This window comes from Phaeobacter sp. HF9A (assembly GCF_011806385.1).
GTDB lineage: Bacteria > Pseudomonadota > Alphaproteobacteria > Rhodobacterales > Rhodobacteraceae > Epibacterium.
The window spans coordinates 1-10,239 of the sequence record NZ_JAATOX010000135.1 but is presented as its reverse complement, the minus strand read 5'-3'; the positions used below and the strand labels follow the sequence as shown (position 1 = coordinate 10,239).

Here is a 10,239-nt window from a genome sequence, read left to right as displayed (position 1 = left end):
GTCTTTGCTGATGGCCAGAACATAGCCGCGTTTGGCGATATTCTTGACCAGAAGCTCGCTGATCATCTGGTTGCCCAGCGTGTCGCGCAGCCGCTTGATGCGGGTGGCCCCTGCCGCCTCTTCGCAATCGGTGCTGTTCTTGTCGGAGATCACAGCCTCGATCTCGGCCCCTGACAGCACATCGTCGTCGAGCCGCGCTTCGGCCAGCACCGAGAGGGTCTCCATCGCCGCTGCCGTGAGCTTGAAGCCCATATTGTTGAGATAGACGGTATTTTCCTCGCGGCTGATCAGCAGCTCGGTGACCTGGATCCCGGCTCGTTCGATCTGCGCTATGCGGCGGTTGAGCGTAACCAGCATGGCCAGCACAGCCAGCGCGGCGATCATCATTGCGGTGGCAAAGACCAGGAGCACGAAGATCACCATCCGGTAGCTGGCCAATGTGTCGGCAAAGGCGGTGCCGGATTGCGCGAGGATCTCAAGCAGCTTGATCTCAGCCTGCGTGGTCAGGTCGTTTTCCACAAACACCTGCTCCACACGGGTATTGAAGGCATTGGCATCGGGCAGGGTCAGCAGCAGCAGCGTCCCGGCGATCACCAGAAGGGCGACAATGGCCCCGATCCCCAGCACGATCACCCGCGACCCGGCGCTGCGGGCCTCAGAAACGGAGAAAGTAGGATCCGGCATCCGCTTTCCTCTTGTCGAGACCCTCTGGGCCAAAAACGGATTGCACGTTCAGGAGCGTCCAGCCCGCGCGGTTGAGGCGGGTGGCGATTTCCTGGCGGGCAGCAGATTTGGAGCAGCCCCCGGAGAGCGCGATCACACCGTAGTGCAGCTTCAGGGGCTGGTCCTGTTTGGCCTTGTAATCGGCATAGCATTCGGCCGCCTGCACCGGCGCAGAGAGGCCAGCCAGCAGCACAAAGAGGAGGGGGAGTCGGGTAAGATGTCTCATGCGCTCATCATGGCGGCGGGGCGCTGGTTATTCAATGACAACAGGGTTTTGGCCGCGTGATATTCGATAACAGCGGGCTGATATTGCCTGACTTTGAGCGGGCGGGCCAGGGTTGGGCATCCGGTTAGGCATTAACCGAAACACATCCCACAGACAGGAAAGATTATCATGACCCGTTTCGCCACCTCGCCCCGTTCCACGCATCGCAAGTTCATCGCCTTTGTCCTGGCCGCCGCGGTGGCGGTCACCGGAATGTCTGCCGCACCGGCGCGTGCCGATAATGGTGATGTTGCCAAATTCATCGCCGGCGCTGCGCTGCTCGGCATCATTGGCGCCGCGATCAACGACAGCCGACACAGGGACGACCATGCCGATCACCATGGTCACGGCGGCCATCAGCCGGTTCCGCCCCGCCCGCTGCCGCCGCGTGTGCGCAAATATGATCTGCCGGTCCAGTGCATCAAGACCGTGCGGGCCTGGGGCCGGGATCACCAGATCGCGGGCATGCGCTGCCTGAAGCAGAACTACCGCCACGTGAATTCCCTGCCGCAGAACTGCTACGTGAAGGTGGAGAACCGGCATCAGAAGCGTCACGGCTATGGCGTGCAATGCCTGGCCAACAAGGGATACCGCTTTACCCGACAAACCGCTTGGCGCTGAGGGCTGGAAAGCCAGGTGTCGAAACGACGGGGCGCATCCAGCGCCCCGTTTTCATATCTGAGCCCTTGCAACACCCGCGGAAAACAGGTTTCTGAACCTGATGGAACAGCCGGATCTTTCGTTGGAAATCGCCGCCTCTGCGCAAGGCTATCTGCGTATTGCAGGCGTTGACGAGGTCGGACGTGGCCCGCTTGCCGGGCCGGTCACAGCCGCCGCCGTCATTCTGAACCCCGAGGATATCCCGGAAGGGTTGAATGATTCCAAGAAGCTCAGCGCCAGGAAACGAGCGCAGGTCGAGGCCGCGATTCTGGAGCGAACCACCTGGGCCATTGCGCATGCCTCGGTCGAGGAGATCGACAGCCACAACATCTTGCGGGCCTCGCATCTGGCGATGGAGCGCGCGGTGGCGGCACTGGATCCGCAGCCGGATTTCCTGCTGATCGACGGCAATCTGATTCCGCGCGGCCTGTCGCTTCCGGCACAGGCCGTGGTCAAGGGAGACGGGCGGTCCCTGTCGATTGCGGCTGCTTCGATCATCGCCAAAGAGGCACGCGATCGCATCATGGTGGATTTAGCGCAACAGTTTCCAGGATATGGATGGGACAAAAACGCCGGCTATCCCTCGAAACAGCATCGTGATGCGTTAGTGAAACTAGGGGTCACCCCACACCATAGAAGGTCGTTTAAGCCGGTGCACAAGATATTGTATCAAGAGTGAACCGCAGACCCCTGATTCAAAAAACAAATTGACCTCGAATCCGGGATGACTCATCCTGTGGACAACCAGAATGAGCGCAAAAGCGCCGTGGTTATTGAGGCAGAGCAAATGAATAAAACCATCGCGAAGGGCGCCACGACGGCGCTCCCTTTGAACACGATTCTAGATGGCGACTGTGTCGAGAGGATGGCGAGCTTGCCGTCCAACTCGATCGACCTGATCTTCGCGGATCCGCCGTATAACCTTCAGCTCAAAGGGCAGTTGCACCGCCCTGACAACTCTATGGTTGATGCTGTGGACGATGACTGGGACCAGTTTTCCAGCTTCGGCGTCTATGACAGTTTCACCCGCGCCTGGCTGAAAGAGGCCCGCCGGATCCTGAAGCCGAATGGCGCGCTTTGGGTGATTGGCTCCTATCACAACATCTTTCGCGTGGGCACCGCCCTGCAAGACGAGGGCTTTTGGATCCTCAATGATGTGATCTGGCGTAAATCCAACCCGATGCCGAACTTCCGGGGCAAGCGTTATACGAACGCTCACGAGACGATGATCTGGGCGTCGAAATCGGAAGGCGGCAAATATACCTTCAACTACGAGGCGCTGAAGGCCCTGAACGAGGGCATCCAGATGCGCTCTGACTGGGTCATGCCGATCTGTACCGGCCATGAGCGTCTGAAAGACGCCAATGGCGACAAGGCGCATCCGACCCAGAAACCCGAGGCCCTGTTGCACCGGATTCTGGTGGGATCGACCAATCCCGGCGATGTCGTGCTGGATCCGTTCTTTGGCACCGGCACCACCGGCGCGGTGGCCAAGATGCTGGGACGTGAGTTCATCGGCATCGAGCGCGAGGAAAGCTACCGCAAGGTCGCCGAAGAGCGCATCAGCAAGGTGCGCAAATTCGACCGTGAGGCGCTCCAGGTTTCGGCCTCCAAACGCGCCGAACCTCGCGTGCCCTTTGGTCAGCTGGTCGAGCGCGGCATGCTGCGCCCGGGCGAGGAGCTCTATTCCATGAACCGCCGCCACAAGGCGAAGGTGCGCGCCGATGGCACGTTGATTGGCGATAACATCAAAGGCTCGATCCACCAGGTGGGGGCCCATCTGGAAAACGCACCCTCCTGCAATGGCTGGACCTATTGGTGTTTCAAGAAGGACGGGAAAACCGTGCCGATCGATGTGCTGCGCCAGCAGATCCGGGCAGAAATGCAAGGCTAAGCCCGGTCTCCAAGATATATCCGAATGCCGACGGTGCGCCGCTTTCAGGGCGCAGCGCATCGCAACTTGCCCCGCCGTATTGGCGGGGTTTTTTGTTCAACGCAGGTGATTGCGCGTATCGAGTCTGGTAAGCCGCTATTTTGTGGCCTAGCCATCTCAATCATAGTCAGCGAAGAACCGAGGAGGGTCGGATGGCCGAGGCAAGCATCACCACGCCGGTCGCATCTATGCGTCACGCGACAGATCCGATATCGCAGGACCAGGCGCTGGCCTCCCGGCACATGCGCGAGGCGCTGGAGGAGCACAAGCGGCGCGGTGTCGAGCTTGCAGTCCTGGCGCGCTGGATCATCATGCCGATCGTCGCGGTGTTTCTGCTGCTTGTCTACCCGGATAGCTCGCAGCTCTATTACGTCGGGCTGCTGGCGCTGTTGTGTGTGAACGGTTTTTTTATTCGCCGGTTTGCCCGTGTCGGGCGCTCTCAGGCCGAGGTGGGCCTGATCATGCTCGACCTGATCCTGATGACCTTTGGGATGATCTATCCCAATCCCTTCGATGCGGCGGATATGCCGGTTCCGGCGCATTACTTCTTTGACAACTATATGTATTTCTACATCATTCTGGCAGCGGGTACGCTGGCCTATAGCTGGCGGACGGTGCTGGGGATCGGGGTCTGGACCAGCGTGATCTGGCTCTGTGGTGCCGGGCTTGTCTGGTATTTCGCGCCGCCGGATGCAGAGCTCTCCGCACGCCTCCATGAGTCACTCTCGGACTGGCCGCATCTGGTCTATTTGATTGATCTCACCAGCGTCGGTTTTCGCTTCCGCATTCAGGAGGTGATGGTCTTTCTGATGGTTGCGGCGATCCTGGCGCAATCCACGCGCCGTTTTTATCAGATGTTGGAACATAGCGCGGATCTGGCCCGCGAGCGGGCCAACCTGTCGCGCTATTTCTCGCCCAATGTGGTCGCGCAGCTGTCGCAGAACGATGAGCCGCTGAAACAGGTGCGCACCGAAGAGGTGGCGGTTTTGTTCATCGACATCATCGGCTTTACCGAGCTGGCCGCGCAAAAAGACGCGGTGGAGGTGATCGAATTGCTGCGCGGTTTTCACGGCCGGATGGAACAAGAGGTGTTCCGCTTTGATGGCACGTTGGACAAATACCTCGGCGATGGGCTGATGGCGACCTTTGGCACGCCAATCCCCGGCGAGCAGGACGCCAGCCGCGCGCTGGCCTGCGCGCGGTCCATGTGCGCGGTGCTGGCAGAGTGGAATGCCGAACGCCGCCGCGTCGGGGCGCCGGAGATCAAGGCGGGCATCGGCGTTCATTTTGGCGAGACGGTGCAGGGCGACATCGGCGCCAACCGGCTGGAATACGCGGTGATCGGAACCGCGGTGAATGTTGCCTCGCGGCTGGAAACCATGACCCGCGCGCTTTCGGCCAGGATTGTCATGAGCGATGCCATGCGGGCACGGGTTTTGCTGGAAGGCGGCGACGAGGAGCTGCTGGCCGGCTTCACCTGTTTTCCCGCTCAGGTGGTGCGCGGCTTGGACAAAACAATGTCTGTTTGGGCGATGCCGCGCGGGGATTAAGCTCTTCTTTAAGTAAGTTTGTCTATTGTGGGGCCATCGCATGGAGAGTGTTTGCCGGAGGCCCCAATTGAAACGGAACGAATTGCTGACCTGGTTTGGGTTGGATGAACTGGATCATACGTTCCTTGCTGATATGGCCGCTTTGATCGAGCGGCACATCGACGTGTTGCTTGACGATTTTTACGCGCTTTGTGTCACGCGCGAAGAAACCCGCGGCTACTTTCCCTCGGAACAAATTGTCGCCCATGCAAAGGCCGCTCAACGCTCCCATTGGAGCAAACTGTTTTCCGGCAAACTGGACGAGGAATACTACGCTTCGGCCGGGCGGGTCGGGCGCGCGCACTATCAGATCCAATTGCCGTTTCATCTATTCCTTGGGGGCTATGCGACGGTGGGGGACCGCCTGTTGGAGGTCCTGCTGGAGCAACGCACCGGGTGGCGTGGCAACCGCAAGCTGTTGGCGCAGGCCCGCTTGCTGCAAAAGTTGATCCTGTTTGATGTCGAACGGGTGATCGACGGCTATATCGAGGCGCAGTTAAAAGAGCGCGAAAACGCACTGCGGATCATGACCGATGGGATCAAGCGGCTGGAGCAGGGGGATCTCACGCAGGAAATTCCGGGCTCAGATGATGCCGAAAATGGTCTGCCGGATCGCTACGGCGATGTTCGCCTGTCCTACAACCACCTGCTGGACCATTGGTCCGGGATCCTCGCGGATGCAACCACGCGGGCCACATCCGTAAATGACAAAATGGCCGAAACCGCGCGTATGGCACGGGAAATGGCCAATCGCTCGGGCGAGCAGGCCACGACGCTCAATGAAACGGTGACAGCTGTCAACAGCGTGACCAGCAGCACCCAGCTCAGTAGCGACAAGGTCGCCGATGCCGCCCGCCAGATCGAGGAGAACCGCGTCGTCGCCGAGGATGGCGGCACCGTGGTTCAGGATGCCATCGTCGCGGTCGAGCGGATCGAGCAATCCTCCGAAAAAATCACCAAGATCGTCGATGTGATCGAAGAGATCAGCTTTCAGACCACCCTGCTTGCGCTCAATGCCGGGGTCGAGGCAGCCCGCGCCGGGGAGGCAGGCCGGGGCTTTGCCGTGGTCGCATCAGAGGTGCGCGCGCTGGCAGCGCGCGCCACGGGTGCCGCGGTGGACATCAAGAAACTGATATCAGAGACCTCGGACCAGGTGCGCGCGGGCTGTGATCTGGTGAACCAGACCGGCGAGCGGCTAAAGAGCATTTGTTCCAGCGCCGATAGTGTTGCGCGGATCATGACCGAGGTCGATGGCGTCATCGCCGATCAGTCGGAGCAGCTGGTCTCGATCAGCGAGCGCATGCAACGTCTTGACGCCTTCACCCAGGAAAGCGCCAGCCAGGCCGATCAGGTCTCGGGGACCACCGATGCGCTGGCGCGGGATTCGACCGCGCTCAAGGCAAGCATGGATGGCTTCAAGACGCGATCCCAGGCACTGACCGAAGCGCAGATGGATCTCGCCTATGAGCGCGCCGCCAATCGGGGGTAGGGCCGGAACCGGTCAATCCTGACCCGAGCGGGGCATCGGGTTGCTCGCCTTGGAATAGGCAGACCAATCGGTGATTTCCGGGTAGTAGAGCTGCCGCCAGCGGCGCACCTTGGGATTCATCACCCGCCGCCACAGCGGCGGCACCATCGCCGCCATCGACATGATCGGATAACCATAGGGCAATTGCGGCGCCTCGGCGTCGGAATAATTCTGCAACAGGGGAAAGCGGCGATCCGGTTTGTAATGGTGGTCCGAATGGCGTTGCAGGTTGATCAGCAGCCAGTTTGACGCCTTATGCGCGGCATTCCAGGAATGATGCGGCTTGACGTGTTCATAGCGCCCATCGCCCAGATGTTTCCGGGTCAGCCCGTAGTGTTCAATGTAGTTGATCAGCTCCAGCTGCCAGATCGCGACTCCGGCCTGGATCAGGAACAACACCACCCCCGAAAGCCCGCCCAAGAGCAGCGCCAGCGTCAGCATCACCGCCTGTAGCGCCCAATAGCGCAGGAAGGGGTTCTTGCGGTGAAGAAAGGGCAGGCCCTTCTGCGCCAGACGGGCCTTTTCCACCTGCATGGCAGAGTGCCAGCATTCTTTCAGCACCCGCGGATAATAGCGGTGAAAGCCTTCGTTATAGCGGGCCGTGACCGGGTCGCGGGGGGTGCCGACATAGCGGTGATGCACCAGCAGATGTTCGCTGCGGAAATGGGAATACATCACCATTGCCAGCAGGATATCGGCCAGCCAGCGCTCCAGTCGGTTGGTTTGATGCATCAATTCGTGACTGTAGTTGATCCCGATGGTGCCCGAGATCACGCCCATGCCAAAGAACACGCCGACCCGCTCCAGGCTGCTCAGGTGATCGGCCCCGGACACATAGGCGATCAGCCCGAAGAGGGTTATAAATTGCAGCGGCACCCAGGTCGAGGTGAGGCGGATGTACCAGCTCAGATCGGCCTCGGTGGTTTCCGGGTCGGCATTGTCGAGGTTCAGCCCCAGCACGCCATCCAGCGCGGCGAACAGATACCAGGTGGTCAGGGGCGGCAGCAGGATCCACCAGCCGCCGTTGAGGGCCGAAATCCAGACCAGCGGCAGCAGCAAAAGCGACAGCCAGAACGGCAGCGCATGGCGCCAGTTGCGCAGATGGTCCGTGGATATGTAGTGGGCCATGAGAGGTTTCCCGAAAAGCAGGCGCGTTCAGGCCCAGCCTAGACCCGTTTGCCTGCGGACCCAAGAGGACGGATCAGCGCATTTCGGCATGGGCGAGATCAAAGGCCTTGCGCATCACGGTTGGCAAATCAGAAGGCCGGAAGGCATGGCGGCTCAGGATCTCCTGGCCCGGGGCGGGCACATAATCCGCAGGCAGCTGACCAATCCGAACCTGAAGGATCAGGTGGAAATGCGTAAAGGTGTGGCGCACCTCGGCGCCGAGGTCCTGCCAATTGGTCACAAAGGGAGGCGTTTCCTGCGGCGTCGCAGCCCATTCAGACCCGGGCCAGCCCAGCATCCCCCCCAAGAGCCCCTTGTCCGGGCGCCGCTCCAACAGCCAATCCCCGGTGGCCGAGCGCGCGATATAGGCATAGCCATGGCGCGTCGGCTTGGCTTTCTTCGGCGTTTTCTTGGGCAGGTCGGCGGCGCTGCCGTTGCTGCGGGCCAGACAGGGGCTGCGCCAGGGGCAGATGCCGCAGGCCGGGGATTTCGGGGAGCAGATGGTCGCACCCAAATCCATCACCGCCTGGGCATAGTCGCCGGGCCGCGCGGCGGGGGTCAGGCTGGCGGCATAGCCCTTGAGGATCGGTTTTGCGCTGGGCAAGGGCGTGTGCTCGTCAAACATGCGGGCCATGACGCGTTCGACATTGCCGTCCAGCACCACCTCGGGCAGATCAAAGGCGATGGAGGCGATGGCCGCCGCCGTATAGGGGCCGATGCCGGGGAGGGCGATCAAGCCGTCATAGCTCTCTGGAAATTCCCCGCCCAGATCCTGCGCCACCACGCGGGCGCATTTCAGCAGGTTGCGGGCCCGGGCATAATAGCCAAGCCCGGCCCATTCGCCCATGACATCCGCATCCTCGGCGGCGGCCAGATCGCTCACCTTTGGCCAGCGGCGGGGGAAGCGCTCGAAATACTCTTTTTCGGCGGCGGCGGGGGGTTGTTGCAGCATCCCCCCGCTCAGCCAGATCCGATAGGGATCCGGGCGTTGCCCGGCGGCGCGCGCGGAGGGGCTGACGCGCCAGGGCAGGCTGCGGGCATGCACGTCATACCAGGCCAGCAGCTCCTGGCTCAGCGTTTCGGGATGCACGGCGAGGTCACGCATTCTTTATCCTTTTACTCACGAGTCGGGCTGGCGCTGAACTATCGACCCTTTACATTAGGGGGAACACTCACGCAAAACCACTGGCATGGCATACAGACGTCCCACCACTCGCGGATTTAAGCGCACCGGCTCCCTGCTGAATGATCAGATTCGCAAGGCAGGCGAAAGCCGTGGTTTTGCCGTTTCGCGTCTGCTGACCCATTGGGAGGAGATCGTCGGCCCGGAGCTCGCGGCGATGGCGCGCCCGGTCAAGGTTGGCTATGGCCGGGGCGGTATCGGCGCAACCCTGACGGTGCTGACCACCGGCCCGATGGCGCCGATGCTGGAGATGCAAAAAGGCGCGCTGCGCGACAAGGTCAATGCGGTCTATGGCTATAACGCCATCTCCAAGCTGCATATCACGCAGACCGCGCCGATCGGCTTTTCCGAGGGCCAGGTCGATTTCCGCTACGCCCCCAAGACCCAGAAACCGGTCGAGCCCGCCCCGGAAGACGTGGCGGCGGCCCGGGAACAGGCAACCGGGGTTGAGAACACCGAATTGCGCGATGCTCTGGAGCGGCTCGGGCGCAATGTACTGACACGACAAAAATCAATGCGAAAGGGGTATAAATGACCCGATTTATGACTGGCATCTGCGCGGCTGTCGCCGTGACCGCAGGGGCATATGCGATTACCGGGTTCACGGGCCAGACCGGCACCTCCGGGCTGCTGGATCTGCCGCTGGTAAGCGCGGCCCATGCCGAGGAGAGCGCCGAGGCCGCAGATGTGGATACCTCCACCATCGTTGAGATGGTGCAGGGGGCCGAGGATGCGCCGGTCACCATGATCGAATATGCCTCCTATACCTGCCCGCATTGCGCGCATTTCCACTCTGATGGCTATAAAAAGCTGAAGGCGGATTACATCGACACCGGCAAGGTGAAGTTCATCTACCGCGAGGTCTATTTTGACCGGTACGGCCTCTGGGCTTCGATGATCGCACGCTGTGGCGGGCCCGAGAAATTCTTTGGCATTTCCGATCTGATCTTTGACGGTCAGGCGGAATGGGTGCGCGCGGGCGGCCCGGCTGAAATCGTGGACGAGCTGAAGAAAATCGGCCGTTTGGCGGGGCTCGACAACGACAAGCTCGACGCCTGCATGGCGGATGCCACCAAGGCCCAGACGCTGGTGACCTGGTATCAGGAAAACGCCACGCGCGACGACGTGAGCGCAACGCCGACGTTTATTCTGGATGGCACCAAAGTCGCCAACCAGCCCTGGGCGGACATG

General features: G+C 61.1%; 11 protein-coding genes. 7 read left to right on the top strand and 4 right to left on the bottom strand.

The window, feature by feature from the left end:
• Together HCZ87_RS17765 and HCZ87_RS17760 are read right to left on the bottom strand one after the other, a co-directional pair.
• Positions 1-684 (bottom strand): hypothetical protein (locus HCZ87_RS17765; RefSeq protein WP_167645940.1); only part of this gene is annotated, 684 nt, incomplete at its 3' end.
• Positions 656-949 carry a hypothetical protein gene (locus tag HCZ87_RS17760; RefSeq protein ID WP_167645939.1) on the bottom strand — a complete coding sequence of 98 codons (294 nt, stop codon included), beginning with the start codon at positions 947-949 and terminating at the stop codon, positions 656-658. The genes HCZ87_RS17760 and HCZ87_RS17765, both read right to left, overlap by 29 nt.
• Before the next feature lie 168 nt (positions 950-1,117).
• Between HCZ87_RS17760 and HCZ87_RS17755 the strand changes: the two genes are divergently transcribed.
• The 5 genes from HCZ87_RS17755 to HCZ87_RS17735 all read left to right on the top strand — a co-directional run bounded on the left by HCZ87_RS17755 (position 1,118) and on the right by HCZ87_RS17735 (position 6,659).
• The gene (locus HCZ87_RS17755) at positions 1,118-1,609 is read left to right on the top strand and encodes a hypothetical protein (protein ID WP_167645938.1); all 492 of its coding nucleotides are present in this window, start codon (positions 1,118-1,120) and stop codon (positions 1,607-1,609) included.
• 100 nt (positions 1,610-1,709) lie between these two features.
• Entirely contained in the window at positions 1,710-2,327 is a 618-nt protein-coding gene (locus HCZ87_RS17750; RefSeq protein WP_167645937.1) for a ribonuclease HII, read from the top strand.
• Between the two features lie 108 nt (positions 2,328-2,435).
• On the top strand, positions 2,436-3,542 hold the full coding sequence (locus tag HCZ87_RS17745; RefSeq protein ID WP_167645936.1) for a site-specific DNA-methyltransferase: 1,107 nt from the start codon (positions 2,436-2,438) through the stop codon (positions 3,540-3,542).
• A gap of 191 nt (positions 3,543-3,733) precedes the next feature.
• On the top strand, positions 3,734-5,131 hold the full coding sequence (locus HCZ87_RS17740; protein WP_167645935.1) for an adenylate/guanylate cyclase domain-containing protein: 1,398 nt from the start codon (positions 3,734-3,736) through the stop codon (positions 5,129-5,131).
• 67 nt (positions 5,132-5,198) lie between these two features.
• Positions 5,199-6,659 carry a methyl-accepting chemotaxis protein gene (locus HCZ87_RS17735; RefSeq protein ID WP_254868692.1) on the top strand — a complete coding sequence of 487 codons (1,461 nt, stop codon included), beginning with the start codon at positions 5,199-5,201 and terminating at the stop codon, positions 6,657-6,659.
• Between the two features lie 12 nt (positions 6,660-6,671).
• Here HCZ87_RS17735 and HCZ87_RS17730 read toward each other — a convergent pair whose 3' ends face one another.
• Together HCZ87_RS17730 and HCZ87_RS17725 are read right to left on the bottom strand one after the other, a co-directional pair.
• A complete protein-coding gene (locus HCZ87_RS17730; RefSeq protein ID WP_167645933.1) occupies positions 6,672-7,826 on the bottom strand; it encodes an alkane 1-monooxygenase in 1,155 nt (384 codons plus the stop codon).
• Positions 7,827-7,899: 73 nt separating this feature from the next.
• A complete protein-coding gene (locus HCZ87_RS17725) occupies positions 7,900-8,970 on the bottom strand; it encodes an A/G-specific adenine glycosylase (RefSeq protein WP_167645932.1) in 1,071 nt (356 codons plus the stop codon).
• Between the two features lie 85 nt (positions 8,971-9,055).
• Between HCZ87_RS17725 and HCZ87_RS17720 the strand changes: the two genes are divergently transcribed.
• Together HCZ87_RS17720 and HCZ87_RS17715 are read left to right on the top strand one after the other, a co-directional pair.
• Positions 9,056-9,583: a DUF721 domain-containing protein gene (locus tag HCZ87_RS17720; RefSeq protein ID WP_167645931.1), complete on the top strand. Its 528-nt coding sequence runs from the start codon at positions 9,056-9,058 to the stop codon at positions 9,581-9,583.
• Positions 9,580-10,239 (top strand): DsbA family protein (locus HCZ87_RS17715; RefSeq protein ID WP_167645930.1); only part of this gene is annotated, 660 nt, incomplete at its 3' end. The genes HCZ87_RS17720 and HCZ87_RS17715, both read left to right, overlap by 4 nt.

Excerpts from the sequence above, each read along its gene's own strand:
- HCZ87_RS17760 (WP_167645939.1), bottom strand. The coding sequence starts at position 949 with ATGAGACATCTTACCCGACTCCCCCTCCTCTTTGTGCTGCTGGCTGGC.
- HCZ87_RS17755 (WP_167645938.1), top strand. The coding sequence starts at position 1,118 with ATGACCCGTTTCGCCACCTCGCCCCGTTCCACGCATCGCAAGTTCATC.
- HCZ87_RS17750 (WP_167645937.1), top strand. The coding sequence starts at position 1,710 with ATGGAACAGCCGGATCTTTCGTTGGAAATCGCCGCCTCTGCGCAAGGC.
- HCZ87_RS17745 (WP_167645936.1), top strand. The coding sequence starts at position 2,436 with ATGAATAAAACCATCGCGAAGGGCGCCACGACGGCGCTCCCTTTGAAC.
- HCZ87_RS17740 (WP_167645935.1), top strand. The coding sequence starts at position 3,734 with ATGGCCGAGGCAAGCATCACCACGCCGGTCGCATCTATGCGTCACGCG.
- HCZ87_RS17730 (WP_167645933.1), bottom strand. The coding sequence starts at position 7,826 with ATGGCCCACTACATATCCACGGACCATCTGCGCAACTGGCGCCATGCG.
- HCZ87_RS17725 (WP_167645932.1), bottom strand. The coding sequence starts at position 8,970 with ATGCGTGACCTCGCCGTGCATCCCGAAACGCTGAGCCAGGAGCTGCTG.
- HCZ87_RS17720 (WP_167645931.1), top strand. The coding sequence starts at position 9,056 with ATGGCATACAGACGTCCCACCACTCGCGGATTTAAGCGCACCGGCTCC.